Below are 26,857 nucleotides of genomic sequence, written 5' to 3' on the forward strand. Positions count from 1 at the left end.
ACACCAAGCGGGAGAGTAGGTGGCCGCCAACCTTACAAGAGGCCCCGAACGAAAGTTCGGGGCCTTTTTTTGTTTACCCCCCCTCCCAACATATCCTACTCCTTCTAACGGCTCCACGCGGCGCTGCCGGCCGTCCAAGGCGCTTCGGGGGTGGTGGCGTACGGTTGGCGCCCTTTTCGGGCAAAATGGGGACGTTTTACGGCGAATTTCGCTCCCTATCTTTCCCCTTTGGTACTACCTCCTCGAATTTGGCGCATGCGGCCGGAGGCCGTGGCTACCCCAGCTTAGCGAGGACGCTAGGCTTAGCGGTGGAAAGCCGACACCTGATACGGGTGTCCGTAGCCGTGCAGCGATGTAGGAGGCTAGGCGGTTCGACTCCTACGGAGTCGGGAGCGGGAGGGTAGCCAGCTGGCTATAAACCTTAAATCCCTACGGGATTTCGATATGGAAGGCTTACACCTGCAAAGGCGGCCGGAGGCCGTGGCGAACCAAACTTAACGAGGACGCTAAGCCATAGTTGTCAAGCTAAAGGATATTAGTCCGATGTTCGACCCTTTCAGGGTCGTGCTTCTACAACAACACTTTTCTATAAACCTGTGATGCCTCCGGCATCAGCTCCTATAGGCAGTCATTCCGGAGGAATGAAAGGTTTATAGTATGGGTGAGTAAGTGTTTTTTCGACCCCGTTGGGGTCGAACATTATAAAAACGGCTTAGCTTGACGGCTATGGACGCTAAGCTTAGCGGTGGTGGCCTCTGCGCAGGTTGCAAGAGCTAGAGGGAAGTTGCAAGAGTCTCTGCGCAAGTTGCAAGAGCTAGAGGGAAGTTGCAAGAGCTTCTGCGCAGGTTGCAAGAGCTAGAGGGTAGTTGCAAGAGGCTCTGCGCAGGTTGCAAGAGCTAGAGGGAAGTTGCGAGAGCTTCTGCGCAGGTTGCAAGAGCTAAAGGGAAGTTGCAAGAGCTAGAGGGAAGTTGCAAGAGCTTCTGCGCAAGTTGCAAGAGCTCGTGGAGAAGTTGCAAGAGGCTCTGCGCAAGTTGCAAGAGCTCGTGGAGAAGTTGCAAGAGCTCGTGGAGAAGTTGCAAGAGCCTCTGCGCAGGTTGCAAGAGCTCGTGGAGAAGTTGCAAGAGCCTCTGCGCAAGTTGCAAGAGCTCGTGGAGAAGTTGCGAGAGCTTCTGCGCAAGTTGCAAGAGCTCGTGAGTAAGTTGCAAGAGCTCGGGGGAAAGCTGTAAAAGGGAGTAGGGAGTATTCACGGAACTGTGTCTACCCTATTTTTTGGGAGCATCAAAGGAGGTGGGGAAGCCCTATTTTGGGGGAAGCAGGGTGGCGACCAATGGAGAGATCATCCCCCGAAATTTTGATGGAGCAGGGGGCGCCTGTGGGTGGTGCTGGAATGGGGAGCGAGATGGAGAATGGAGGTATCTCTGGATAGCTTATCTAACTAATTTTTTTACTTCGTAGGAGCAAACGGCATCGTATTCGGCGCTAGTAGAGCCAAAGGCGGCCTTAACGTATAGCTTTACGCTTTTAGAAAGCTGATAAAGGCTAGTGTCGTTGGTGTAGAGCAGCTCGTTGCGAAGGGTGCGGGCCTTATCCAAATCGGCTTCGGAGGCGTAAACCTTGCGGTTTACGTCGAAGGCGGAGGTGTAAAGCTGGCGCAGGGCCAGAGGTTGAAGCTCGGGCTCCTTGGCAGCGTATGCAGGTGTTTGCTCGATGAGGGTTACCAGCTTACCAAAGTTGTCGGCCACCATGTCGAAGCTGCGCTGCGAGGTGGAGATGTACTTAGGGGAAGCTTCGGGGGAGGCAGCAGCGAGATCGGACTTCTTGGTTTTGGACGAGCCGGTGATTTTAGAAGCAAGACCTTTAGCGGCATTCAGAGTGGTTACGTCGGCATTAACAAGCATAAGGTAGTTTTTTACCCGAGGGGTAAGCTCCTTGATGGTGTCGAAAATGTCGATACGAGAGGAGACCAGCTGGCGGTAGCCGTTTTCGGCTACGGAGATGGCGGTATGGGCAGCCGAGGCCGCTTTTACCTGTAGATTGAGGGACGGTATGGATAGGTTTTCGCCGGGAGGGCTGTAGCGCTCCTTTAGCTTCTCGAGGTAGGCTACCAAATCGAAGAAGTTGGCTATTACCTTTGCATGTCCCATTTCGGATGTTGAAACCATATAAAAAACTAATTTTAATATAAGTACTAAGAGATAACCTCCATTATCGTTTCTTAGAATTACCTAAATCAGCTTTCCAACAGCGATATAAATATACAAAATTTCAAAATATTAAGATAAATAGTGTAAAAAATAGGGTGTTTACCCTACAAAATTGGGTTGGCTGGGCGCGATTGTGGGGCTTAACTCGAAATGGGAACTACGTGGCTTAGAGAATGCGGCTGGAGTCCGCTCTAATCATTTCTATTATCAAGGAGCTCGCATAGCCAGTCGATATCTAGTATATCAGGCTCAAGATGGTGGTGCCTATCCTTTAAGTCTACAAATGTTACTTTCCCTGTAGCTACTATCAAATTTTCACCCTCATGCAATTTATAGTCAGGATTCCTCACTATAGCCTTGGCATAAAACCAGCTATCTCCATCGGTTGTTACGGATAGACCTTTTACTCTTATTCCTCGGGGGTAGCTAACCCCGGTGATTGTCGAAAGGGTAGCCCCTCTTCTGACGGTATTTTCAAATTCAGTCCAAATTTCGTCTCTAAGCTGGATATATCTATCTGTATAGCTCATTTTACTTGCGTTTTATTATGGACAACTTTTAAATGTGGGGCAATCAATACTTGCTTGGCTCTGGTGCTTTTTTTTGTTTGAAATGGCTGGGCTTTGCTGAACTTAGCGAAGATGCTATTTCAAGAGTACGAAACGTCAAACTTAGGGAAATTTTGCATCTTACACGTGTCCTTTTATATCTTCGGGATCTGGAATGAAGATTTTTCGTTTGATTTCGCCATCTTCTAAGTAAAATAGTCTGTCGTAATCTTCCGGATCCAATGTAAACGGTTCTTCTATACGACGATCTTTATTTGATGTGTATTGCCAAAAAGCATTTCGCAAGATATCTAATGCTTCTTTGTTCTCTGGTCTTATCAATATCTCAGAATTTATAATAAACTCAAGAAAATCTTTGCTTCTTTCATTCATATTGAAAAGTTGACTTGAAAATGGATGAAATACTACAGTTCTTGAATGGAAGAAAACCACTCTAAAAAAGTAGACAATAAAACCATCGGGGTAACTTTTAATGAATTCTTTGAATGCCCAAATTGCTTTGCTATCCAGTATTACATGATTTCTATTTTTACTATTCCAACAAGAAAGTAAAGCATTTTCAACAAATAAATAGTGCAGTTTTCCTGATTTTGCTTTTTCAATTGCTCTTGTTAAGTGTTTATGTGCTTTTTCTAAAAGCATCTCTTTGTCAAAGGGGAATGTTTTTGATGATATATTGTCAAAAATATAGGAAAAGCATAGGGTGTATATTTGAGAAACAACACTAAACCGCTGCCTTAAACTAATAGTACTAAATAAACCGATGTAACCCAACTCTCTATTATCTTCATCATCGCATATTTCATCTAATATATTTAGGACGTTTTCAGCTCCATTAATTTGGCCGTAGTTCTCTAACTTCATGCTCTGCACAATGAGGTCTATCGTACTAGCGTAGTTCTCCATAAACATTAAAAGGGCAAAACTGAATTTGTAGAACTCTAAAATTTTGTACTCTTTCTTAAAGTCACTTTCCCTTTCTCTGATAAATAGCATATAAACAAACTGGCTTCGATCGCTAGAATATGTGCTGTTATAGTCCGATTTCAAACTGTTAAGGCGATCAATGATATTTCTTGTATTTTGTAAATTCAGATTAACACCTTTAAAACCATCGTCACCATATTTGTTTTTTAACTCGAAATAATTAGTTTCCGAACTTTGGGTGCTATCAAGTTTAAGTAGATGAGCTAAAAAATATAGGGGAATTTCTTTATTCTCGAAACTCATTGAACTATTATTGTCAGATAATATGTAATCAATAATGGCATTATGCTGTGTGTTTACAAGTTTCCCTGCTGAGTCACTAGAACTCTCCTTAGTATTGAATAGACTATAGTATATTTCCCGAATTATTTTGCATTCGGAATAATCCCAAAACGATGTATCACCAAATAAGTTGGAACGAAGTAATGGATCTTTAGATATTTTTACCGCTTTCTCAAACCTTCTAAACGCTTCAATTTCGTAAAAATATAGGTAGTAAAAAACAATGGGCACGTTCAAACTAACGTTGTAATATCTATCAAAATTAAACTCTGTTATTACCGTGTTGTATACCTTCTTTAGTTTTCTAACCGTATTAAATTTTACTTTAATTTCTGGAGGAAAGGTGTCAGAAACATCATAAGACTTTTTCTTTCCCGCTTCCGATTCTTTAAACCGTTCAACTAGCAGACTCATTAAGTCTGTATTTCTAGGGAGTTTATATTCCAGATTAATAATTTTATCAAGATAGGTTTCTCCGATTCTGTTGCTTTCAAAGTGGATTTTTAAAAGGTCTTCAACGTATCTACGATGGAAGTTAATTATATAGGTTGTTTGGTAAAGATCGCCAGTATTACGTATGAGCTTAAGCACGGCCATAAGTTCGTCTTTGTCCAGCCTATCCAAGTCGTCAATAAATACAACCAACTTCAGGTCTAATCTTTTTAAAATGTCTGTAATTTCATCTTGTTGCGATTTAAGATCAGGTTCGGAACAGAAATATTCCAGTATTTTTCCTGCAACTCCCAACTCCTCAATTTTCGCAAGTGCCTTTCCATACTCACGAAACTTAGTGCGTAGATGAATAGAAGGAATACTTTCTGCTAGCCTATTGAAGAAGTCACGAACTATTCCATCAGTATCACCTCGCATCCAAGGATTAAATTCTACAACTGTTATTGTTTTATCCTTCGTAACTTCATTCTTTAGAAAGTTTGCAAAGGTAGATTTGCCGCTACCCCAACCTCCTTCAATGCCCAAAACGAATGACTTTTCGTTTTGGTGTAATTCGATAATCTGTTTTGCAAGCCTATCTACATAGCTTGCAAAGCCAAGTTTATCCTCTTTAATGTCCTTTTCTGGAATATCTAAAAGTAAAAGCGATTTTTTGCTTTCATGATCAATTCTTGGCCGCTTAAGCCAAAGTAGTATTAGAATTAGGGAGTATGTAACCGTAAAACAGAAGGTAATAACTAACGGCGTATTTGATGAAAAACGTGAGATTTCGTTAGTTACCCATATTCTTTGAATTAAATACCAAATAGAGATAGGAATAAACAGGTAGGCAACATGTGCGGCATCTACCATCTGCTTTTTCTTGTCGTACTTCAGCATTCTGTATATTGGGTAGAGTGAGAGTAGGCAGAATAGATATAGCGAAATATGGGGATGCTCACCGACAGTAATCCAGCTGTCCCATAGGCCAAATATGATGCTATCGAGCTTTTCCCTCATTAAGAAGTAGAGCGCCACGAAGGCGGAAAGGTATAGAGCGTACCGTCCCCAGAAACCCTTTAGTATCCGATCGAGTATCATATATGCTATAGTTTATTTATACGCCAAATATACCATTTATGGCACCACGTAGGAGGTGTAGGGAAAGAAAATAGTGGTGGAGGGGAGATTTGGGATGCGGCTTGGTGAGGAGTATTTGCTGCTAGGTGCAATGGTGGTTTTAGAAAATGTCCATCCGCGTAGTTTTCCTTATCTAAGAGGGACGAGCGCTAGGCAGGCTGGGGCGATTGTAGTGAGGCTTTTACTATTGTCGATAAAGGGTACGTAAGGCAGAGGTGATTTTTGTAGGTGCGGAGGCCGATGGCTGCCAAGGGCGCTAAGCTACCGGGTTGGCAGAAGGCTGCGTTAGGGATGGGAGCGGAAAGCCCGCAGCCCGCAGCGGAGCGTAGGGCGAGGACTTGCAGCGTACAGCCCGACCCGAAGGGGAACGCCCTAAAATTGTCGGCCCTCGAAATGTGGCCGGTGGCGGGGCAAGCGGAGGTGGGTGAAAGGCGGTTTCTGTGCTTTAAAATGTTACCTTTGCGCCAAATTTTGTAGCCAATGTCCGCATTTTTACAAGCCGATAACCTGTCTAAGTCGTTTGGCGATTTAACGCTATTCGAGGGGCTCTCCTTTGGGGTAAACGAGGGAGACCGTGTTGCGCTGATAGCCAAGAATGGCGCCGGGAAGACCACCCTGCTGAGCATGATTGCCGGCAAGGAGGGGATTGATGCCGGATCGATCGTGTTTAGGAACGACATTAAGGTGGGATATCTGGAGCAGAGCCCCGAGTTTAAGGCGGGGATGAGCGTGATGGATGCCGTCTTCTCGTCGTCGAGCGAGGCGATGCACCTGATTGCGCGCTACGAGGATATGATTAAGCAGGGGATAACCCAGGGGCTGGACGAGGTGCTGCACCAGATGGACGTGCTGAAGGCTTGGGACCTGGAGGTGAAGGCAAAGACGATCCTCTCGCAGCTGAAGGTGTGGGATTTTGAGCAGCGGGTGGAGACGCTCTCGGGCGGGCAGCAGAAGCGGGTGGCGCTGGCCAACGTGCTGCTGAACGAGCCGGACTTCCTGATTTTGGACGAGCCCACGAACCACCTCGACCTGGAGATGGTGGAGTGGCTGGAGGATTACCTGTCGAAGGCCAAGATTACGCTGCTGATGGTAACCCACGACCGCTACTTCCTAGACCGCGTTTGCAATACAATAATCGAAATAGACCAGCGCACGCTGTACACCTACCGTGGCAACTACAGCTACTACCTCGAGAAGCGCGACGAGCGCCTTACGGCCTTTAGCGCGGAGGTGGACAAGGCGCAGAACCTCTTTAAGCGCGAGCTGGAGTGGATGCGCCGGCAGCCATCGGCGCGCGGTACCAAGCAGAAGGCGCGCATCGACTCGTTTTACGACCTTAAGGATAAGGCTTCGCAGCGACGAAACGATGGGGCGGTGAAGCTGGAGGTGGAGGCCTCGCGCCTGGGAAGCAAGATTTTTGAGATGGAGAATGTCTCGAAGAGCTTCGGCGATAAGGTGATTTTGGATAACCTGACCTACACCTTCTCGCGCTTTGAGAAGCTGGGGGTGATTGGTAAGAACGGGACGGGAAAGTCGACCTTCCTAAATACGCTAACGGGGGTGCTGGCGCCCGACTCGGGCAAGATAGACGTGGGCGAGACGGTGGTGTTTGGGTACTACCGTCAGGATGGCCTGCAGTTTGACGAGCAGATGAAGGTGATTGATGCAGCCCGCGAGGTGGCCGAGGTGGTGAAGCTGGGCGACGGTAATACGGTTACCGTGTCGCAGTTCCTAAACCACTTCCTGTTTCCACCCGAGGTGCAGCATAGCTACATATACAAGCTTAGCGGAGGGGAGAAGCGCCGCCTGTACCTCTGTACGGTGCTGATGCGCAACCCGAACTTCCTGATACTGGACGAGCCGACCAACGACCTCGACATCATGACGCTGAACGTGCTGGAGGACTACCTGCAGAGCTTTGGCGGATGCGTGATTGTGGTATCGCACGACCGCTACTTTATGGATAAGGTGGTGGATCATATCTTTGCCTTTGAGGGCGATGGGGTGATAAAGGACTTTCCGGGCAGCTACAGCGACTTCCGCGAGTGGGCAACCCGCCGCGAGCAGGAGGAGCGCGAGGCGCAGCGCGCAATACAGCAGGCTGCCGCCGCCAAGGAGAAGCCGGTGCAGAAGGAGTCGTCGCGCCCACGCAAGATGACCTTTAACGAGAAGCGCGAGTTTGACCAGTTGGAGCAGGATATCGCGGCGCTAGAGCAGGAGAAGGCATCGCTGGAGGCCGCCCTGAACTCGGGGGCGCTGCAGGCCGACGAGCTGATCGAGAAGTCGAACCGCATAGGGGAGGTTATTGAGCAGATAGATGAGAAGTCGATGCGATGGCTCGAGCTCTCGGAGCTGATGTAAGATATACGTAAGGAGGCTACCTTTTGGGGTAGCCTCCTTTTTTTATGGTTTTTAGGAAGGGGGGGCTTTCTGCTGGTACGGCTAGTTCTTCCAGGTCTTTTCTCCACTTTTCATTTTATCCATATCGGAGCTAATAGCGGTTTGAGCCTCCTTGTCGGCTTCTGCTACCACGTTTAACGCCTCCTGTGCCTTGCTGATGGCCTCTTTGGTGTTACCCATCTTGTAGAGTAGGTTGGCTTGGGTGCTCTTTATGCGTGCGTCTTTAGGTGCAAGGGATTCTGCCTTTTGGGCAAAAACAAGGGCACGTTGCAGGTGTGGCGTGTTGGAGATGTTTAGCATAATGGTATTGGCTATCCTGTTTAGGGTGTTGGCTACTCCCTGCTTGGTGAAGGAGGTGCCTTGGCTTTTTAGTAGCACCTGCTCCTGCTTAAGCCGATCTTTGTTGATTTTGGTAAGCAGCTTTTCATGCTCAAGGTCTTTTTGGGCAAAAAAGGAGTCGGTGGCTGCTAGCAGTATGCTGTCGGCAAATGGTATGGCATACTGCACGTATTTGTCGTACGCTTCCACCTGCTTGTAGTAGCCCATATACAGCTCTGAGGCGCTGACGGCGTAAAGTTCCCACCCTATCGTGTTGCGGATATCTACCACCTGCTGTAGCAGCTTTTCGTCCTTGTTGGTAACGGCCTCGCGATGCGATGCGTAAATTCCGCGTTCGAGACACGCTTGGGTAAGCACCTTGCCCATCTTAGATGCGGCAGTAAGGTAGCTTTCGGCTAGACATTGGTAGGCAAAATCGGTTGCCTTAATGGTGTTGGATATGCTTTCGTAGAATTGCTTGTTTTTGGAGGATATTCGTTGCTCGGCAGGAAGCGCCTTGAGGTATTCGTCGAGGTAGGGTTGTAGGGCAATACCTGCTTTGTCTCGATTCTTTAGGTAGCCATATACAAACCGAAGGTCGTTCTTTTTGGCGAGATATTCCTGGTCGAGCACTGCCGAACGGTTGTTGACGAACTCCTTTGTGGCATTTTTGGCAAGGCTGATGAAGCTGCCTGTGTCGCACGATCCAACTTTAGAATAAAAGAGGGTTCCATCAGGCCTTACGAAAAGGAAGGTGGGGAAGGCGGCAACGTTATACCTAATTTTCAGATCTGGACCTTCGCCCTTCTCTGCATCTATCTTGTAGCAGATAAAGCCTTGGTTGAAGATTTTGCCCACCTTTTCGAGGGGGAATATTTCGGTTGACATCTTTTTACATGGGCCACACCACGAGGTGTAGACGTCGACAAAAATGGGCTTATTGCTTTGCTGCGCTTTTTCTAGGACCTCTTTCCATGTGCCATGTTCGAAATTGATTCCTTGGGAAAACCCATGCATGCCAAGCAGCAGTACTAGGATTGCTAGTAAATAGCGTTTCATAAGATTTATTTTAGATGTAAAATGTTTGTAATTTTTGTAAAACTAATAGAAATATTTAAAGTTACCCCAAGTTGTTCTCTATAGCTTTACCTCAAAGGTAATGGTTCCGTACATGTGGCCATTTAGGCCCTTGATTTCGGCGGAGTAGAAGTTCTGATGGTAGGCTACGGATACGTGGGTGCCTACGTACTTAACCATCCAGCTGTAGCCAAAGATGAGCCGCTTTAGCTCGCTGCGGTCTATGTGGTAGTAGTGGGCGGTTGGCGTGCCCCATGCGCCTCCTGCTGTTTTTAGGGGGCCTCCTTCGAGCAGGGAGTTGCTTTGTACCATTTTGATGTAGGGTGTTAGGCAAAGATATATTTGGCGCTTTACCTGCAGCCCGTCGCGTGCAAACAGCCACGCTTGGGGGGCGTAGGAGCTGCTAAAGAGGCCAACCTTAAAGATGGCTCCTGCCGATAGGTTGTTGTATAGCGTACCAAGGTTTATCTCTCCATAGCCGTTTAGCTCTACTTTTTGGGTGTCGTAAAGCCTTTTCTGAAAGTTGAAGGTGTAGCAGATGGCGATATCGTTTGGGAGCTGGTATTTCCACCCAAGGGGGATGTTGCTGTGGAATACCTTCTGGTGAAGGGGCTTTTGAACCTCCTCGCCAAGCGCCATGGGGCCCTGAACGCCGAGCGTGAGCTGGGAGTAGAAGGCGTAGTTGTCCATAATGGTGCGGTTGCCGTACCGTAAGGCGAGAAGGGCAGCATAGGGATAGTCGCCAACCTGTAGGTTGGGATTGCCGATGTGGTGTGGGGTGTAGAGCTGCTGGCTTACGGTGAGGTATCTAACCCTAAAGGCATCCTTTGATGCGGTAAGCATTAGCCTATCGAGGATGTTTCTTTTCCGAACCTGGCTGCTGAAACCTAGGAAAAAGCCATCGGAGTAGTACCTGTCGGTACCTCTTATGTTTATGTTGAAGTAGTCGTTGTCTATCTTGACGAGTAGGGAGGGGGCAAAGGGGGCTTTTTGTCCAAAGGAGGTGCCCCACGTTCCCGAAAAAAGGATAAGGCCGATAAGAATGGAGATAGCTTTTGTCATGCTGTCCGTTTTACAACATGTTTAGAACATCTTAAAATGTTGTAAAGTTCCTTAGCAGCCCCTTTTTTTGGAGATATACAAGGCTAGCCGATGCCTTTTGTCGATTTTTGAATCTGCTGGTTTAGGGTAATAAGCTCCTCCTTTCTCAGGTCGCGCCATTGGCCCATCTTTAGGTTTCCAAGCTCGATATTCATAATGCGTATGCGCTGGAGCTTGGTGACGTCGTATCCGAAGTACTCGCACATTCGGCGAATTTGGCGGTTCATCCCCTGCTTAAGAATTATGCGGAAGGTTTTCTCGGCCACCTTCTCGATGAAACATTTTCGGGTGTTAACGCCTAATATTGGGACGCCGCTTCCCATTCGTTTGATGAAATCGTCCGTAATAGGCTTGTTTACGGATACGATGTACTCCTTCTCGTGGTTATTCCCCGCTCGTAGTATTTTGTTGACGATATCGCCGTCGTTTGTGAGCAGAATGAGCCCCTGCGAGTCCTTGTCTAGGCGGCCAATGGGGAAGATTCTTTTTTCGTGCGAGATGTAGTCTATGATGTTGCTACGGTCTTTTAGGTCGGTAGTGGAGGTTACGCCCGTGGGCTTGTTAAAGGCAATGTAAACCATTTCGTCTTGACCGGCGATCAGCTGCCCGTTTACCTTTACTTTTTGGCCCGGAAGAACCTTATCTCCCATACCTGCCTTTACGCCGTCGATGGATACCTTGCCCTGCTCGACAAGCCTGTCGGCCTCTCTTCGAGAGCAAAAGCCCGATTCGCTGATGTACTTGTTTATTCTGACTTCTCCGGGCTTATCCGCGTGAACGATTATGCGCTCGGAATTACTCTGATTGCCGGCAGATTTTGCAGGGGGTGGTTTAGGGCCACTTTTGGGGCTTCTACTCGATTTTGTTGTAGGCTTGGTCTTATTGAAGCTCCTGGAACTACCTCCCGAAGGCTTGCTGGATCTTTCTGCACGTCTTCTCATGGCGCAAAGGTGCATCAAAAAGTTATGGAATTCAAGAGGGGAACTTGAAGGTTAACTCTAAAAATTATGAATTTGTGAGATATGGGAGGTAGGGGTATAAAAAAAGCCTAAGACTTTACATCTTAGGCTCCAAAAAAGCGGTCCGGACGAGACTCGAACTCGCGACCCCATGCGTGACAGGCATGTATTCTAACCAACTGAACTACCGAACCAGTATTTTTAAGAACTTATCCGCTTTTTGAGCGGTCCGGACGAGACTCGAACTCGCGACCCCATGCGTGACAGGCATGTATTCTAACCAACTGAACTACCGAACCAATATCTTTAATGAACTTATCCGCTTTTTAAGCGGTCCGGACGAGACTCGAACTCGCGACCCCATGCGTGACAGGCATGTATTCTAACCAACTGAACTACCGAACCTTTATTGCTTTTGATTTGAAGAGCAGTGCTCTTGTTCTCAATTGCGATGCAAAGGTAGTAATAGTTTTTATATCCACAATACCCCCTGCGAAAAAATTAAACGGATCACTTGCCGAAAATGCTAAAATTTACGCTCCCGTAGCTGCGCCTTTCAATGAAGAAGGGCTTCTCACTGAAGTCTTTATTTTTCGAATGTTCTAGGATTAGCCACCCCTCGTCGGTCAGTAAATTTTTTTCAAAAATAATGTCTGGTATGGTTTCAATGCCCTCCATATCGTAGGGTGGGTCGGCAAAAATGAGGTCGAATTGCTGCCTGCATCCTTTCAAGAAAACAAACGCATTTTGCTTTAAACTTCTTACCTGATCGCGCATTCCGAGGTCGTCAACCGTTTTTCGGATGAAGGCCTGATGCACGGGGTTTAGCTCGACGGAGGTTACGTCGGGGCAACCACGCGATGCGAGCTCAAGGCTAATGCCGCCAGTTCCCGAAAAGAGATCTAAGGCAGTTATGTTTTCGAAGTTGTAGTTGTTCGAAATAATATTGAAAAGGCTTTCTTTGGCAAAATCCGTAGTTGGACGAGCCTTGAAATTTTTGGGAGGTTCAATTCTTTTCCCTTTAAACTTACCGCTTACTATTCGCATTCTACCAATTTAAAAAGATTCGCAAACTGATGCTCGGCCTTGTTCTTGAACCGGTAGGAGTACTCGTATCCGCGCGGTACACAGTCAAAGGCGAGGTTGGGGAGGTACTGGCTAAGCTCCGAATGGCGGGGGCTATGCTTCTCCACCTTTCCGCTAATATACACTTCGACCTCAGCAGGCTTTAGCCCATGCTCTTTTAGCAGCAGCAGGGTGTAGTAGACCAAATCGGTTGTGCTTTCGAAGGTGAAGGAGGTGCTAATCTTTAGCGCCTTATTTTGGATTAAGCTGTAGCACGCCGTGTTTCCACAAATAAACATGGCCAGCTGGGCTGGACTAGCAGTGTGCTCTGAGATTTGCTTGTTTATAAAAGGAATGCTGTAGCTGTAGAATTTAGCCTCTGGAGATATCTCTCTGATAAGGGATGTTAGTATCTTAGGGTAAGCAAAAACCGCCGTAACGCTGTTGTCTGTTAGCTTGCACGAAAAGGTTTCGACTTCGCTTTCGGGGAGCGAAATCAGATTTTTAATGTAGCTGTACCCTTTTTCTTCTACAAAAAGGGGCGTAGGGACTAGCGTGGTGCTTGGGGCTACAAGCATGCATCTAATCTCTTTATAGGATTGCTTCAGCAGCTCCTCATCATTTACGATGCTGGCAATGTTGAAGCACGCCTCTTCGAACGAGCTGGAGATATTGGCAAAGGTGTAGTCCTTTACAGCCACATATCGTTTAGTTCTGTCATCCAAACAGCAAAAAGAAAATCCATCCAGGCTCACCTGAATGGATAACTTATAGTGTGAGGTTTGCTCTAGAACTAACTTTTCATCAAGAAGTTCTTGCTTAACCATAGTTTTACTCCCAGTTTCCGGCATTATTGGTAGCTTCGGTTAGCGAGCCTACCTTTATACCTGCGTATTTATCTAGTTTTTTCTTTTCCTCTGTTTTGTTTACAAGTATTTGCTTGTATCGAGGGTTGCTAGCAACATAGCTTCTAAATATGATAGAGTCTGCTGCTTTTGTTTCGAAAACTTTTACAGGAACTTTTGATGCGGTCATAAGCTCACCAGCACCTAGCTCAAACTTGGTACCACCTCCGAAAGGAATAAATGGAAGAGAGTCTACTCTTGCAATGTTGCCTTTGAATAAAGAGTCTAAAACGCGAACTTGAACTTTTTCACGCTTAAATAACCCCTTTGCAATGGCAGTAGAGTCATCAGCAGATCCTGTTCTCTTTTCTACATTAAAGTGACCAGTTTTGATAAAGGTAATAAGCGTATCAAAACTTCCGGTATATTTACCATATTCCGATTTAAACGCTACCTGAGCGGTTCTGATATCCTTAATTCGTTGGATAACTTTACCATAACGCTTGGATTGCTCTTCTTCGTAGCGAATCGGAGTCGAAATACTCTGGTATAAAAAATAGCCCAGTACTACAATTGCTAGCAGGAGGGCGACCTGAAGGACTGTTTTCATTTGGACGAATTAGTTTATGTTTGCAGCAAATATATAAAAAAACTCAAAGAAGGGGTTTGATTTACACTCGTTATGATAAAAAATTATATCAAAGAGTTGATTTTAAAAGAATTTGCGTTCAGCCCGACCGACGGTCAGCAGCGGGCGATAGATTCTTTAGCGTCGTTGGTTGCCGATGATGAGATTGACTACATTCTTAAGATACAAGGGTACGCAGGGACGGGGAAAACGTCGTTATTGGCCGCATTTGTAAAGGTGATGAATGCCATGGGCTTAAAGTATGAGCTGTTGGGACCAACAGGTCGGGCGGCAAAGGTTTTAAGCGCCTATTCGGGTGGAAATGCGCTGACCATTCACAAGAAAATATACCGTCAGAAGACGGCAGATGACTATTTAGCAAAGTTTACCTTAGACCGAAACCTTGCTAATGGAACCATCTTTATAGTGGACGAGGCCTCCATGATATCCGATTCGTCGTACGAGTCGAATTTTTTTGGAAGCGGAAACCTGCTGGACGACTTGGTTACCTACGTAAAGGCTGGTAAAGGCTGTAAACTCATTGTTGTTGGGGATAGCGCTCAGCTACCTCCTGTAGGCAAAGATTCGAGCCCTGCATTGGATAAAAGGGCGTTGAGTAGGTTTGCCGATGTGGAGGAGGTGTGGCTTAAGGAGGTGGTACGTCAGGCTGCCGATTCGGGAATACTTGATAATGCCACCGCCCTACGCATGATGATTGAGGAGGAGCGAATAGAACTTCCTCAGTTTAATTTGGATGGCTTTGTGGACATTGAGAAGATCTCGGGCGGAGACCTTATCGAGAAAATATCGGACACGTACGATTCGGTAGGAATTGAAAATACGATGATTGTTTGCCGATCGAATAAGCTGGCCAATAGGTATAACACCGGTATTCGAAATAGAATCCTTTACAGGGAGGAGGAGCTGGTGCGTGGCGACTTGTTGATGGTTGTTCGTAACAGCTACTTTTGGACAGAAGGCTTCAAGGAGCTGGATTTTGTTGCCAATGGCGACATTGTAGAGGTGGTTAGGATACGTAAATACTACGAACGGTATGGTTTTCGTTTTGCGGAGGTAACCGTGCGGCTTATCGACTATGGCGATCTTGAAATGGACTGCTACATCCTTTTAAACACCCTAATGTCTGATTCCGCAGCCTTAAATCAGGAGGAGTCGAAGTCGCTGTTTTACCAGGTTGCGGAGGATTACGCCCATATTGCCTCTAAAAAGAAGCGGTATAAGGAGATGAGGAGCGATCCCTTTTTTAATGCTTTGCAGGTGAAGTACGCCAATGCCGTTACCTGCCATAAGGCGCAAGGGGGGCAGTGGAACACGGTGTTTGTAGATCAAGGCTACTTTGTGGAGGACATGATTAGCAAGGAGTACCTCCGCTGGCTTTACACCGCATTAACGCGAGCAACCGAAAAGGTATACCTCGTAAACTTTCCCGACAAATGCTTTAAGTAGCTTTTCTGGCATCACGACTTGAGAGGTGAGACGTGCTGGATGTTACCCAGCAGCAACGTTCTCATATCTCAAATCGTATATCCCGTGTTTTGTTGGTCTGGCTTTGCTACTCTCCGATAATTTTAACCAGCACCCTCTTGCGGCGCTTTCCGTCAAACTCCCCATAAAATATTTGCTCCCAGGGGCCAAAATCGAGCTGACCGTTGGTGATGGCGCAAACCACCTCGCGGCCCATAACCTGACGTTTTAGGTGTGCGTCGGCATTGTCTTCGAAGCCGTTGTGCTGGTACTGCTTGTGGGGCTTTTCGGGTGCTAGCTTTTCGAGCCACACCTCAAAATCGTGGTGCAGGCCGCTCTCGTCGTCGTTGATGAAGACAGAGGAGGTGATGTGCATGGCGTTGCAAAGCAGCAGCCCTTCCTGTATGCCGCTTTCGCGGAGGCAAGCCTCGATGGTAGGCGTAATGTTGAGGAACTGCCTACGATGCTGGGTGTCGAACCACAGCTCTTTACGGTACGATTTCATCTTTTATTCGATTGGTTTTGCTGTTGCAGCAAATTTAGCGTTAGCTGGCGTAAAAAAAATACCAGCAACGCTAGCTTGTTACAAAGCCCGGTTGCTGGCAGTAAATACTAAGAGATTAATTTTGGAGGGAAAAGGCTATTGAAAGTTTGTCCAGTTTCTTACAATCCACTCTTCAACCTCCTGTTGGCTGTGAATTGTAGGAGGAACGACTTCGCGAACGAGCTTTTCAATCTTCGCACCTTCTTCGACACCTAATCCGTTGTACTCGTTTAAAAAGTAGTTGATGAAATACACCATTTCGTGACCCTCCTTGCGGTTTAGCTGGGTTTGGTCAGGTTTTCCGGCGATTTGGGGACTATCAGTGGCGTAGGCGGTCCAGCTGTAGTCGTCGTAAGATAAATGGTTTTTAGAAAATGATGACATAATAATTATATATTAAATTTAACGATATGCAAGTATAGCAATAATTGGGCGAGTTGGTTCGCCTAAGGCGGACTTTAAGCGGGGTAGGGGGCGTAAATTTTAGGATAGTAAAAAGGAAAGGCTTCGTCCGTTGGTGGGTGAAGCCTTTACGATAAAAGAGGTTGCGGCTAGCTAAAGCTGTAGGGCTTGTATACGCCTTTACCGTTTTCGACTACATACTTTAAAACCTGCTTGCGGTTGTGCTTTTGGCTGTAGCTAACGTGTACCCAGCTGGGGATGCCTTGAGCATCGGGTTTTTCGAGGATTAGCTGGTCGAATGGGCAGCTTTGAAAGATTGTTTTTGCCAGTACCAGGTTGTTGTCGCTTTCGATATCGGCCGCCTCGCCGGTGACATGCTGGCTGTTGGCCACACCACCAACCTTGGCGTTAAGAGCAGGAGAGCGGTAGCCACAGTTTACGTGAATTGGCTTTCCTAGCGCCACCCTTGCCTTGTCGAGCACGTTGTCGGCGAGAGCGGTGAGGTTGTTTACCACCTGAGGGGTGGGGGTGTTGTCGATGTTGTTCTTTTGTGCCGTTACGCTGCTTGTAAGCTCGGCAATGGTAAAGTACTTCATATTTCAGAGAATTGGTTTGATAAGAAACATTCTCCGTTTGGGCAGGTTCAAAAAGGGAGCCGCTAATTTAACGGCCAGCACTGGAGGTGTACCTGCGCTAGCGGGGCCAGCTACAAAAGGGATTTTGGGCGATGTAGGAGTTGTAGTAGCGCCTATCGCCCGTTACCTCGGCTCCGAGCCAGCTGGGCACCTCGAAGGGCTCGTCTTCGCTTTGCAGCTCGACCTCGGCAACGACAAGGCCCTCGTTTTGGCCCAAGAAGCAATCGACCTCGAAGAGGTGGCTACCTACCGGCACCTCGTAGCGGATCTTATCGATAACCCCGGGCTCGCATAGGGCGAGGAGCTCGTGTGCTTCGGCGGTGGTAATCTCCTTTTCCCACTCGTAGCGGCTAAGTCCGCTTTGCGAGGAGCGCCCCTTGATGGTGAGAAACCCGCTACCGCCCTTTATGCGTACCCGTACGGTACGATCGGGGTGCGAGCAGAGGTATCCCTGCGAGATGCGCTCGCTGCGCTGCGCCGCCTGGATGTAGCGGTCGGATTGTACGAGAAACTTTCTTTCTATTTCGGTTGGCATGATGGCTGCTTTTTGGTTGGATAAAGATATTCTTATTTTTCCGTTTCGATGTTTGGCGAGGCAGCCCTTATGCTGATGCCCGAGGTGGGGAGGTTGGCCTCGGTAAGCAGCCATTCCGACGCCGAAATGGGGTACTTGCAGCCTGATAAGCCCTGCTATATGCCCATTACACCGAGCTAGCCATCCCAAGTGCCTAACTTTGCCCTCGACAGAACGAACTACCACAACAACACAACAAACTACCAGAGCAACACAACGAAGTACCACAGCAACACAACGAGCTACCACAGCGACACATCAAACTACCACAGCAACACAACGAACTACCACAACAACACAACGAAGTACCACAACAACACAACGAGCTACCACAACGACAGAACGAAGTACCACAACGACACAACGAGCTACCACAGCGACACATCAAACTACCACAGCAACACAACGAACTACCACAGCGACAGAACGAACTACCAGAGCGACACAACGAACTACCACAACGACACAACGAACTACCGCAACGACACAACGAACTACCACAGCAACACAACGAAGTACCACAACGACACAACGAACTACCAGAGCGACACATCAAACTACCACAGCAACACAACGAACTACCACGGGAGTATTGCGGGAGCTGCATCTACCCTGTTTTTATAGGAAGGGGGAATTGCAGCATCCGCTTAGGCAGGAGCTGCCAGCGGAGGGGATGGGAGGAGGTAGGGGCTGCCAGAGGCGACATCCGGCGAAGCCTTAAAAAAAGAAGGCCCCCTAAGATTGCTCTTAGGGGGCCTGGTGGGCACGTGTGGCGTGCTTTATTTTCCGAATAGCTTATTCAGCGTGTTTTTGGCAGCATTTTCGAGCTGCTTTTTGGTGCTCTTTTTGGCGGTGTCGGCGCTGTTGCCTCCAAGTACCTTGTTAAGCAGCTTGTCGGCCTGCTTGTTGATCTCCTTGGTGGCCTCGGCCTTTACCTTGTCCTGAACGGCCTCCTTTACCTCGTTCTGAAGCGGCTTGCCGTTGGCGCTGGCTACGTTGATGAGCTTAAGCGAGGGCTTGGCGTAGGTGCCGGTTAGGCCTAGGGTGACCTTCATGTCCTGCGATCCGGTTTCCTTGCCGAGGTATCGGCTAAGGGCGCTGGTCATCTGCTTGGTTACCGCGTTGGCGGGCACCTCCATGTCGAGGTTGTAGCTGATGTTGCCGTCGAGGGCGGTGTAGCCGCTTACGGTTGTCTTACGGCCGTTGATGGAGATGTCGAATGGCTTAACGGACATCTTGCCATCCTTAAGGGCGGCCGACATGACGATCTCCTTAAACTCGTTGAAGGCGTTGGCGGCGCTGGACTTGGTGTACTGCGACATCAGCGAGGTGAACTTGGTATCCTTAAGGGTTCCGCTAAGGAGCTTGATAAGGCCGCCTCCGTTCATGGTGGTGATCTCTGGGGCCATATCCTTGGTTAAATCGCCCTTTAGGTTGAAGTTGAGGTCCATATTTCCCATAAAGAATTGGGAGATGGGGGCGTACTTCTTAACGGTTTCGAAGGTTTCGAAGGCTTTGGGTACGGATACGGCCTTAACGATGAGGTCGAGGTCGAACTTAGGCTTCTTGACGTTGGAGTCGAAGCTACCTTTTACGTTTACCTGTCCACCGATGATGCCCATGTTGGCGTCTTTGATGGTCATTATACCGTTGGCCATGGATACGGTGGCGTTTACGTTGTCGGCAACGACGTTGTCGTAGGTAAACTTGCCGATGTGGGCCTTCATATCGAAGCTGATATTCTTAGGGATCATGGATACGGCGATGGAGGAGTCGGACTTGGTTGGCTGCGCAGCTTGCTGCTTGGCAACGGCCTCCTTGTCGGCTGGGGTCATCCACTCGTTGGCGTTAAAGGTGGGGATGTTGACGTTAAGGTTGCCCCCAAGCACGCCGTTTGGCTTAAACAGGAATCCCATGTAGTTGGTGATGCTTCCCGTTGCGGAGATGTTGCTGCTGCCTACCTTGCTCTCGAACTTGGTGAGGCTGATGGAGGCTGGGGTAAATATTACCGCTGCGCTGCTGATGCTTACGCCCTGCTTAAAGGATGGGCTGAGGAAGCTAAAGCTGGATACGTTCATGGTACCCGACGCTTTTACGTTGCTGTAGCGCTTGGCGGTAACGTCGGAAAGCTTTCCGCTGGAGGCGAGGTTGGCCTTCACCTTTCCCTTAAGGGTCATGTCCTTTAGATCGAAAATCTTGGCGATCTTTTCGAGGTCTACGCCTCCAAGGACCTTGATATCCCATGCTAGGTCTTTTATGTTGCGGATGCTGCCGCTGGCGTTAAGGTTTTCGCCGGCGAGGAGCATCTTAAAAGTGCCGATCTGAACGAGGGTGTTCTCTGCCTTTCCGGTGGTGTTGGTGGCGGTCATGGCAAAGTTGAGGTTCTCGAGCGGGGTGGGCAGCAGCTTGTTTTGAACAAAGCCGTTGGCCAGCTTGGCGCTTGCGTTGAGGATGGGGAACTCACCCGTTTTGTCGTTGTACACGCCCTTTGCGTTAAGCGCGAGGTCGAATACGCCCTTGATGGTCATGCCCTCGATGGGGAATGCGGAGGTAAGCTCGCCGAGGTTAAGGCGGGCGTTAACCTTGGCATCTACGGGGAAGTTCTTTAGGTTGGCCACCTTTAGGTACCCATCGAATGGGTTGCTGCCAATCTTAAAGGCAAAGCGGTTGATGCTGATGGCGGTGCTTGGGATGAGGCCATCCTTGTTGTCGACGTTGAGGTCGATGTTGATGTCCTTAATGGCATCGGGCACCTTGGGGTACTTGAACGAGGCGTTTTTGGCCATCAGCTTTACGCCGAAGGCAGGTAGGAGGCTATCGCGCAAGGTTCCCTTGGCGTATCCGCTAAAGTCGAACTCGCCATCGGCCTTGATGTCGCCAAAGCTCTCGGTGTATACGCCAGGAACTAGCGATAGCAGCCCCTTGAAGGAGTTGTCGAGGGCCTTGAAGCGAACGTCCATGTTTATGTTCTTTTGGGCCATTTGCACCCAGCCGTCGAAGCCGAAGTTGAAGTCGTTTATCTTAATGGAGTTGTCCTTAAAGGTGTACTTGTTGTTGTTCATGTCCATGTTTACCACGAAGTTGAAGTCGAGGGATTTGTTGGACAGGTACTCTACGCCCCCCATGGCCACGGTGGCCTTGTCGGCGGTAAGCTTGGTGGCGAGGTCGAATACGTTTTCGGCCAGGTCGCCCTTACCGGTAATGGATAGGTTTTTGACGCTGGCAAACATCTTGGATTTTTGGTCGCTGTAGATGATGTCGGCGTTTTCGAGCGAAAGCTTCTTGAGGCGGAACTTTACGGGTTTGCCCTTGGTGGTATCCTCGGGTTGGGCCGTATCGGGCTTGGCCTTGTAGATGTCGTAGTTGGCCTTGCCGTTGGGAAGGACGATTACGTTGAGCTTAGGCTCGTTGAGGATGATGCTTTTTACCTCGATTCGTCCGGCTACCAGCGCCATGACGTTTACGGTAACCTCGAGCTTTTTTAGGCGGACAAGGGTGTCGCCCTTAAACTCGTTGCGCCCGGCCACGCTCAAATCTTCGAGGGCCAAGGTGAAGTTGGGGAAGTGCCGTAGCATGCCAACGCTGAGGCCGTCTTTGGGGAATGCCACGTCGGCGTCGATATTCTCGGCGATAAATTTATCCGCAGCTTGCTTAATCGAAGGCTTAAATAGGTAGGGTAAAAACAGCACGGCTAAAAATAGCACTCCAACGAAACTGCCTAAAATGATAAGAAGCTTTTTCTTCATACTAGTAATTATTGTTTTTGATGGGTAGGCCGCTGGCATGCCTTTTTATATAATTGGAGCTTTACTACACATAACTAAAGAGATAGGTGCGTTTTGCCCAGCAGCCAGCTTACTAAACCTTAATTTTTGATGCTAATTGTTCAAAACTAGTAAAAAACGGTCAGAGTTTATAGGTCTGTAGAAAAAACTCTTGGCTACAGGTTTGGCTGCTCCGACCGTTGGCCTACCTAGCGGCTAGGGTAGGTTGATGTATCCCTTGATGCCCCATCCGCTATACTTGCCGTTTTCGAAGCTGGCAGCTACCGACACGCCACCCATCATTAGGATGTTACCTACGCCGTAGCCAACCTCGGTGTAGCATACGTTTCGTTTGGTGACGTAGCCGCCTACCGATACGTTTTCGGTAAACATCTTCTTGGATAGGAAGGGCAGGTATTTAAGCAGTAGGCCCTGCGCCTCGTAGGTTGCGTGCCCCTCGGCGTACGACTTTGGAGTGGCGTACTTGTAGTACGGCATCAGGATAAAGGCGTTTTCGGAGGTGGTAAATCCAAATGGAATGTATACCGTGTTGGGGTGGTAGTAATCGGTAAGCTGCAGGTTGCCGCTGTTGAAGAACGTACCCGCCTTAGCGGTATACCTTAGATTGTTTATCATGTGTACGCTTACGTGCTGCTGTACGCCCAGCTCGAGCTGGGTGTGGTGGCTTACGCTTTGGTATGCGCCAACTCCCTGTTTAACCTTAAGGTTAAAGGTGGGCTTGTTGGCCGAGGTGTAGTACTTGTAGCCTCGGTAGTCGTACTTGTATCGGGGCGATGGGGTGTAGCTTACGTTTAGCAAAAGCGATGCCTGGCGGTAGGAGCTAAGGCTGCTGCCATCGTCGAATAGGTTGCTTGGCTTGTTGGAGTCGTAAACCGCATTCTTGTAGAGGAACGAGAAGTTGGTTTGGTTATCGAGCAAGGTATAGCTGTTAAAGGTGCTACCCAACTTTACGTTTAGGCCGTTGGCAACCTCGTACGACACTGCGGCCGAAATACCTTTGGTGTCGATAGTCTTTAGGTAGCTCTCCTTAAAGAAGAGCGCCGCTACCGTGTTGGGAAGTTTGTCTATAGGGCGTTCGGGATTGAGGTCGGTGGTGGCGATACTTCCTGTTACGGTGAAGTAGCCCTTATGTCGGGGGGAAAAGTCGTAGCGCAGGCCGGCGTTGCCCATTGCCGTTTTTCGGGCAAAGGAGTACATCGGTTTTACGGCAATGTTGAGGCGGTGGTTGGTGTCTAGCATGGTTTGGAACTCGAACTTGTTGGCAAGGGTAAACCCGTCAACAGGGGTAAAGTAGCTGGAGTTGCCAAACACAAAGCCGGTGGCACCTACGCTTGTTGAGCCCTTTTGGTATATGGTTCCGCCTATAAGGGCAGAGCTGGCGCTCCATTTAACCTTGTTCTTGGTGGTGTCTACGGGTGCGGCAACGCCTTTGGGTATTTTGGCGCTTATGGAGTCGGACTCGTGGCTGTACTTTATCTCTTCGTCTGATAGAGGAATGGGGCGTACCTGATTCCAGAAGGTGGAGTCTTGGGTGTTGAAGAGGGAATCTTTAACAACCTTCATGCTGCTTTCCTCGAGGTTGGTTAGCGTGTCATCGAGCTCCTCCTTCTTTTCGATAAGGGCGGTCATTTGTCGCATTTCCTTCATCGAGAGGTTGTCTTTGCTGGAGAGCTCCTCTATTTTTTTCTCGATGGTCTCCCTTTTTTGAACCTCCTTCTTGCTTATCTTTTTTGTCTTTTTTGTGGCAGCAGCTACCACCTTAGGAGCGGCAGCACCCTTCGTTTCGACAGAGGTGTACTTGGCGGATGATGTCATGGCAAAACCGAAAATGTTGCCCATGATGTTGCCGCTCATCTTTGACGAAATGGTGGTTGGCATTGGAATGGTGCCGTTTATCATTTCGTAGCTTATCGAGAAAACGTACTTAATACCGGTGTTGGTGGTTGTTAGCTCGGCGTTGGTTATGTTGTAAACATTGTCTACGATGTACAATGTGCCGCTATAGTAGGATCCGACACTTTTTCGTGGGGAGAATGCTATTTTGTAGGTGGTGTTACCGTTCTGCTGCGACGAGCCAACCAACTGAAACTTGTAGAAGGTAAAGGCCGAGCGTCCTAAAGGAGAGGCTGCGCCAAAGAAGGTTTCGTTGTAAATGTTGTTGCGGTATATGCTAAGGCCGGGGATGCTAAAGTCATCATCGGGGAAGTTGGTACGCATGGAAATGGTTTTCTGCGTGTACTGGTTGGGTGTTTTGTAGGAGAGCTTATTTACGATCTCCATGGTGTAGGTTTTTCCTTCGACAGGTAACTTTTGCTCTTTAGGAACCAACCACTTAACAATTTTGGAGAATTTGGTAATCTTCAGGTTGGTTTTAAAGTAGACATCGGAAGTGTAAGACGAGAGCTTGCTCTTGAATATTTGTCCGTTGGTAATGGCCTTTCTCATTATTCTATCGGCAGGATTGTCTTTGCTGGAGACAACCACCTCCTTTAGCTCGTAGGTTGCATCTTCGAGCGTTACATTTAGCGTAACCGCCTTATCGTCTACTTGGATGGACCTGTTTTGAGGCTTGTACCCAATTGCCTGAAAGTTTATGTTGTAGCTTCCGGGCTTGAGCTTGAGTATGTAGCTTCCTTTTTCGCTGGTTGGAGCTCCTTGCATTATCTCCTTTATATATACCGATGCAAAAGGAATTGGTTCGCCTTTGGAGTTGGAAACCTTGCCAAGAACCTGTCCGTTGGCTTTTAAGGAGAAAACAGCTGCTGCTATGCTAAGTAGTGCATATGTGGTGTTTCTTGTAATTCTCATACTGTTTTTAAGTAGTTGTATTTTACGTTTTAGCAATATTTTATAAGCAATTGAATTATAAACGCAATGTTAACTTTTTTATTGCATTGATTTTTACCGCGTATCGTCTTCTGTTAAAATAATTTTCTCTTTTTAACAGAGGGAATGCGCATCTCTTTTTACATCTGAAAATACGATGTTTGGACAGGTTGTAATGGCCTTTAAAATACGCCTAGAGGCCTTTTGTGGTTTTACGTTGTTTTCTGTTTCACACAATTAAGGTTATCAGCGATTTAAACTTTATCCTTTAAGGTTTGTTAAGTAGAAAGTAAAACTTATAGGCAAACTAAAAACTACAACGCAATGCTGTTCGATATCGACCTAATCAAGAAGGTGTACGCAGCTCTTCCAGCGAAGGTAGAGCAGGCACGAGCCCTGCTGGGGCGACCACTCACGCTAACCGAGAAAATTCTTTATGCGCACATTGATGGTGCATTTCCTAAACAACCCTTAGAAAGGGGAGAATCGTATGTTGACTTTAACCCAGATCGGGTTGCCATGCAGGATGCTACTGCGCAGATGGCCCTGCTACAGTTTATGGGTGCAGGTAAAACCAAGGTGGCCGTACCTACTACTGTTCATTGCGATCACCTTATACAGGCAAAGCTAGGCGCTGAAGCCGACTTAAAAGATGCAGAAACAACAAATAAGGAAGTGTACGATTTCTTGGCCTCGGTATCCAATAAGTATGGTATTGGTTTTTGGAAGCCGGGCGCAGGTATCATTCACCAAATTGTTCTAGAAAACTACGCATTTCCAGGCGGAATGATGGTTGGAACAGATTCTCATACCGTGAATGCTGGAGGGCTAGGAATGGTTGCCATTGGCGTTGGTGGTGCTGACGCTGTTGATGTAATGGTTGGTATGCCTTGGGAGTTGAAGTTCCCGAAGCTCATAGGTGTGAAGCTGACAGGACGGATGAATGGTTGGACTTCGGCAAAGGATATCATCCTAAAGTTGGCCGGTATTCTTACTGTTGATGGAGGAACGGATGCTATTATTGAATATTTTGGAGAAGGTGCTGATTCTATTTCAGCGACCGGAAAGGGAACCATTTGTAATATGGGGGCCGAAGTTGGTGCAACAACATCAATCTTTGGATTTGATGATAGCATGGCGAGGTACCTTACAGCCACAGGACGAAAGGATGTAGCCGATTTGGCTTTTCAAATAAAGGATGATTTACGGATAGATTCTGAGGTTGCCGCAAACCCTGAAAAGTATTTCGATAGGGTTGTTGAAATTAATCTTTCGGAGTTGGAACCCTACGTGAATGGTCCGTTTACTCCAGATAAAGCGTGGCCAATTTCGCAGTTTGCACAAGCAGTTGAGGAGAATGGTTATCCAGAAAAGCTTGAGGTGGGTCTAATTGGATCTTGTACAAATTCGTCATACGAGGATATTACACGTGCGGCATCGGTTGCAGCCCAGGCCGCCCAAAAGAATATCAAGGTAAAAAGTGAATTTACAATAACTCCTGGTTCGGAGATGATTCGATATACCATGCAGCGAGATGGCCTTTTGGATGTGTTCGACAAGATAGGAGGTGTAGTTCTGGCTAATGCGTGTGGTCCATGTATCGGTCAGTGGGCGCGTCATAATGCGGATAAGGGAGAGCGGAATTCGATCATAACCTCGTTCAACCGAAATTTTGCCAAGCGAAATGATGGCAACCCCAACACCTTTGCATTTGTGGCTTCGCCCGAAATTGTAACAGCCTTGGCCGTTGCAGGCAGCTTAAAGTTTAATCCGCTTACCGATACCTTAAAAAATGAAAAGGGAGAGGATGTTCGACTTGATGAACCTCAAGGATTTGAGCTGCCCATTCGTGGTTTTGATGTTGCGGATAATGGCTATGTTGCTCCTGCTACAGATGGATCGAAAGTGGATGTTAGCATTGACTCTGCCTCTTCGAGATTGCAGGAACTTAAACCTTTTGAACCTTGGAATGGGAAAGACCTTAAAGGCCTTCGCTTACTTATTAAGGTAAAAGGTAAGTGTACGACCGATCATATTTCCATGGCTGGACCGTGGTTGAAATACCGCGGACACCTTGAGAATATTTCTCAGAATATGCTTATTGGAGCGACAAACTTCTTTAATGGTCATACGAATAGCGTTAAGAGCCAGCTAGACCATAAGTTTGTGCCAGTTCCTGATGCCGCTAAGGCCTATCGTGATGCGGGTTTCAAGTCTATAGTTATTGGAGATGAAAATTATGGCGAAGGCTCTTCGCGCGAACACGCAGCGATGGAACCTCGATATCTTGGAGTTGCTGTAATTCTAGCCAAGTCTTTTGCTCGGATACATCAAACAAACCTGAAAAAGCAGGGGGTGTTGGCCTTAACCTTTGTTGATAAATCTGATTACGATAGGGTAAGGGAGGATGATATTGTTGATATTCTTGGTCTGGAGTCTTTTCATCCATCCAAAAACTTTACAGTTGTTCTAACTCATAGAGACGGAACAACCGAATCTTTTGAGGTAGCACAAACTTACAATGAAAACCAGTTTGAATGGTTTAAGGCAGGTTCGGCACTCAATCTTATAAGAAATAGCCAAAAGTAAAATCTATTAA

Annotated in this window: 21 protein-coding genes and 3 tRNA genes; 6 read left to right on the top strand and 18 right to left on the bottom strand. The window is 47.6% G+C overall.

What is annotated here, in order from left to right; translation table 11 throughout:
• Positions 1-404 (top strand): hypothetical protein (locus L990_RS20385; RefSeq protein WP_047447904.1); only part of this gene is annotated, 404 nt, incomplete at its 5' end.
• 564 nt (positions 405-968) lie between these two features.
• Positions 969-1,226, top strand: a complete 258-nt coding sequence (locus L990_RS09100; RefSeq protein ID WP_047447906.1) for a coiled-coil domain-containing protein — start codon at positions 969-971, stop codon at positions 1,224-1,226.
• A gap of 201 nt (positions 1,227-1,427) precedes the next feature.
• On the opposite strand, the gene L990_RS09105 is transcribed toward L990_RS09100, so the two are convergent.
• From L990_RS09105 to L990_RS09115, 3 genes are all read right to left on the bottom strand, one after another.
• A complete protein-coding gene (locus L990_RS09105; protein ID WP_047447907.1) occupies positions 1,428-2,162 on the bottom strand; it encodes a hypothetical protein in 735 nt (244 codons plus the stop codon).
• A 233-nt stretch (positions 2,163-2,395) separates the two neighbouring features.
• Complete coding sequence (locus tag L990_RS09110) at positions 2,396-2,734, bottom strand: hypothetical protein (RefSeq protein WP_047447909.1); 339 nt, start codon at positions 2,732-2,734, stop codon at positions 2,396-2,398.
• Positions 2,735-2,893: 159 nt separating this feature from the next.
• Positions 2,894-5,374 (bottom strand): P-loop NTPase fold protein, encoded by a 2,481-nt coding sequence (locus tag L990_RS09115; RefSeq protein WP_197057267.1) that lies wholly within the window; start codon positions 5,372-5,374, stop codon positions 2,894-2,896.
• Between the two features lie 720 nt (positions 5,375-6,094).
• On the opposite strand from L990_RS09115, the gene L990_RS09125 reads away from it, so the two are divergent.
• Positions 6,095-7,975, top strand: coding sequence for an ABC-F family ATP-binding cassette domain-containing protein (locus L990_RS09125; protein WP_047447915.1), 1,881 nt, complete (start codon positions 6,095-6,097; stop codon positions 7,973-7,975).
• A gap of 81 nt (positions 7,976-8,056) precedes the next feature.
• On the opposite strand, the gene L990_RS19205 is transcribed toward L990_RS09125, so the two are convergent.
• From L990_RS19205 to L990_RS09170, 9 genes are all read right to left on the bottom strand, one after another.
• Positions 8,057-9,391 (bottom strand): DUF255 domain-containing protein, encoded by a 1,335-nt coding sequence (locus L990_RS19205; protein ID WP_052180871.1) that lies wholly within the window; start codon positions 9,389-9,391, stop codon positions 8,057-8,059.
• Between the two features lie 78 nt (positions 9,392-9,469).
• Positions 9,470-10,471: a lipid A deacylase LpxR family protein gene (locus L990_RS09135; protein ID WP_047447918.1), complete on the bottom strand. Its 1,002-nt coding sequence runs from the start codon at positions 10,469-10,471 to the stop codon at positions 9,470-9,472.
• 83 nt (positions 10,472-10,554) lie between these two features.
• Positions 10,555-11,451: a 23S rRNA pseudouridine(2604) synthase RluF gene (gene rluF / locus L990_RS09140; protein ID WP_081981659.1), complete on the bottom strand. Its 897-nt coding sequence runs from the start codon at positions 11,449-11,451 to the stop codon at positions 10,555-10,557.
• Between the two features lie 138 nt (positions 11,452-11,589).
• A tRNA-Asp gene (locus tag L990_RS09145) sits at positions 11,590-11,663 on the bottom strand.
• Between the two features lie 31 nt (positions 11,664-11,694).
• Positions 11,695-11,768: transfer RNA gene (locus tag L990_RS09150), tRNA-Asp, on the bottom strand.
• 32 nt (positions 11,769-11,800) lie between these two features.
• Positions 11,801-11,874: transfer RNA gene (locus L990_RS09155), tRNA-Asp, on the bottom strand.
• Positions 11,875-11,979: 105 nt separating this feature from the next.
• A complete protein-coding gene (locus L990_RS09160; RefSeq protein WP_047447921.1) occupies positions 11,980-12,516 on the bottom strand; it encodes an RsmD family RNA methyltransferase in 537 nt (178 codons plus the stop codon).
• Positions 12,507-13,361 (bottom strand): DUF3822 family protein, encoded by an 855-nt coding sequence (locus tag L990_RS09165; protein WP_047447923.1) that lies wholly within the window; start codon positions 13,359-13,361, stop codon positions 12,507-12,509. The genes L990_RS09160 and L990_RS09165 overlap by 10 nt, the downstream gene beginning before the upstream one ends.
• Before the next feature lie 4 nt (positions 13,362-13,365).
• Positions 13,366-13,989, bottom strand: coding sequence for a hypothetical protein (locus L990_RS09170; RefSeq protein WP_047447925.1), 624 nt, complete (start codon positions 13,987-13,989; stop codon positions 13,366-13,368).
• Between the two features lie 72 nt (positions 13,990-14,061).
• On the opposite strand from L990_RS09170, the gene L990_RS09175 reads away from it, so the two are divergent.
• On the top strand, positions 14,062-15,474 hold the full coding sequence (locus L990_RS09175) for an ATP-dependent RecD-like DNA helicase (protein WP_047447927.1): 1,413 nt from the start codon (positions 14,062-14,064) through the stop codon (positions 15,472-15,474).
• Between the two features lie 106 nt (positions 15,475-15,580).
• On the opposite strand, the gene L990_RS09180 is transcribed toward L990_RS09175, so the two are convergent.
• The 4 genes from L990_RS09180 to L990_RS09195 all read right to left on the bottom strand — a co-directional run bounded on the left by L990_RS09180 (position 15,581) and on the right by L990_RS09195 (position 17,608).
• On the bottom strand, positions 15,581-15,997 hold the full coding sequence (locus L990_RS09180) for a secondary thiamine-phosphate synthase enzyme YjbQ (protein WP_047447929.1): 417 nt from the start codon (positions 15,995-15,997) through the stop codon (positions 15,581-15,583).
• 135 nt (positions 15,998-16,132) lie between these two features.
• Positions 16,133-16,420, bottom strand: coding sequence for a hypothetical protein (locus tag L990_RS09185; protein WP_047447931.1), 288 nt, complete (start codon positions 16,418-16,420; stop codon positions 16,133-16,135).
• A gap of 167 nt (positions 16,421-16,587) precedes the next feature.
• Positions 16,588-17,034 carry a D-Ala-D-Ala carboxypeptidase family metallohydrolase gene (locus L990_RS09190; protein WP_052180872.1) on the bottom strand — a complete coding sequence of 149 codons (447 nt, stop codon included), beginning with the start codon at positions 17,032-17,034 and terminating at the stop codon, positions 16,588-16,590.
• Positions 17,035-17,131: 97 nt separating this feature from the next.
• Positions 17,132-17,608 (bottom strand): CYTH domain-containing protein, encoded by a 477-nt coding sequence (locus tag L990_RS09195; protein ID WP_047447933.1) that lies wholly within the window; start codon positions 17,606-17,608, stop codon positions 17,132-17,134.
• Between the two features lie 189 nt (positions 17,609-17,797).
• On the opposite strand from L990_RS09195, the gene L990_RS09200 reads away from it, so the two are divergent.
• Complete coding sequence (locus L990_RS09200; protein WP_047447935.1) at positions 17,798-18,271, top strand: hypothetical protein; 474 nt, start codon at positions 17,798-17,800, stop codon at positions 18,269-18,271.
• A gap of 155 nt (positions 18,272-18,426) precedes the next feature.
• Here L990_RS09200 and L990_RS09205 read toward each other — a convergent pair whose 3' ends face one another.
• Both L990_RS09205 and L990_RS09210 read right to left on the bottom strand, forming a co-directional pair.
• Positions 18,427-21,393, bottom strand: coding sequence for an AsmA family protein (locus tag L990_RS09205; RefSeq protein WP_197057268.1), 2,967 nt, complete (start codon positions 21,391-21,393; stop codon positions 18,427-18,429).
• A gap of 234 nt (positions 21,394-21,627) precedes the next feature.
• Positions 21,628-24,240, bottom strand: coding sequence for a DUF5686 and carboxypeptidase regulatory-like domain-containing protein (locus tag L990_RS09210; RefSeq protein ID WP_047447939.1), 2,613 nt, complete (start codon positions 24,238-24,240; stop codon positions 21,628-21,630).
• A 342-nt stretch (positions 24,241-24,582) separates the two neighbouring features.
• Here L990_RS09210 and L990_RS09215 point away from each other — a divergent pair, with 342 nt between their 5' ends.
• Positions 24,583-26,847 (top strand): aconitate hydratase, encoded by a 2,265-nt coding sequence (locus L990_RS09215; protein ID WP_047447941.1) that lies wholly within the window; start codon positions 24,583-24,585, stop codon positions 26,845-26,847.
• The last annotated feature ends 10 nt before the right edge of the window (positions 26,848-26,857 follow it).

It is taken from the genome of Alistipes sp. ZOR0009 (assembly GCF_000798815.1).
In the GTDB taxonomy this organism is placed as follows: domain Bacteria; phylum Bacteroidota; class Bacteroidia; order Bacteroidales; family ZOR0009; genus Acetobacteroides.

Coding starts and splice junctions, on each gene's coding strand:
- L990_RS09105 (WP_047447907.1), bottom strand. CDS start 2,162: ATGGTTTCAACATCCGAAATGGGACATGCAAAGGTAATAGCCAACTTC.
- L990_RS09110 (WP_047447909.1), bottom strand. CDS start 2,734: ATGAGCTATACAGATAGATATATCCAGCTTAGAGACGAAATTTGGACT.
- L990_RS09115 (WP_197057267.1), bottom strand. CDS start 5,374: ATGCTGAAGTACGACAAGAAAAAGCAGATGGTAGATGCCGCACATGTT.
- L990_RS09125 (WP_047447915.1), top strand. CDS start 6,095: ATGTCCGCATTTTTACAAGCCGATAACCTGTCTAAGTCGTTTGGCGAT.
- L990_RS19205 (WP_052180871.1), bottom strand. CDS start 9,391: ATGAAACGCTATTTACTAGCAATCCTAGTACTGCTGCTTGGCATGCAT.
- L990_RS09135 (WP_047447918.1), bottom strand. CDS start 10,471: ATGACAAAAGCTATCTCCATTCTTATCGGCCTTATCCTTTTTTCGGGA.
- rluF (WP_081981659.1), bottom strand. CDS start 11,451: ATGAGAAGACGTGCAGAAAGATCCAGCAAGCCTTCGGGAGGTAGTTCC.
- L990_RS09160 (WP_047447921.1), bottom strand. CDS start 12,516: ATGCGAATAGTAAGCGGTAAGTTTAAAGGGAAAAGAATTGAACCTCCC.
- L990_RS09165 (WP_047447923.1), bottom strand. CDS start 13,361: ATGGTTAAGCAAGAACTTCTTGATGAAAAGTTAGTTCTAGAGCAAACC.
- L990_RS09170 (WP_047447925.1), bottom strand. CDS start 13,989: ATGAAAACAGTCCTTCAGGTCGCCCTCCTGCTAGCAATTGTAGTACTG.
- L990_RS09175 (WP_047447927.1), top strand. CDS start 14,062: ATGATAAAAAATTATATCAAAGAGTTGATTTTAAAAGAATTTGCGTTC.
- L990_RS09180 (WP_047447929.1), bottom strand. CDS start 15,997: ATGAAATCGTACCGTAAAGAGCTGTGGTTCGACACCCAGCATCGTAGG.
- L990_RS09185 (WP_047447931.1), bottom strand. CDS start 16,420: ATGTCATCATTTTCTAAAAACCATTTATCTTACGACGACTACAGCTGG.
- L990_RS09190 (WP_052180872.1), bottom strand. CDS start 17,034: ATGAAGTACTTTACCATTGCCGAGCTTACAAGCAGCGTAACGGCACAA.
- L990_RS09195 (WP_047447933.1), bottom strand. CDS start 17,608: ATGCCAACCGAAATAGAAAGAAAGTTTCTCGTACAATCCGACCGCTAC.
- L990_RS09205 (WP_197057268.1), bottom strand. CDS start 21,393: ATGAAGAAAAAGCTTCTTATCATTTTAGGCAGTTTCGTTGGAGTGCTA.
- L990_RS09210 (WP_047447939.1), bottom strand. CDS start 24,240: ATGAGAATTACAAGAAACACCACATATGCACTACTTAGCATAGCAGCA.
- L990_RS09215 (WP_047447941.1), top strand. CDS start 24,583: ATGCTGTTCGATATCGACCTAATCAAGAAGGTGTACGCAGCTCTTCCA.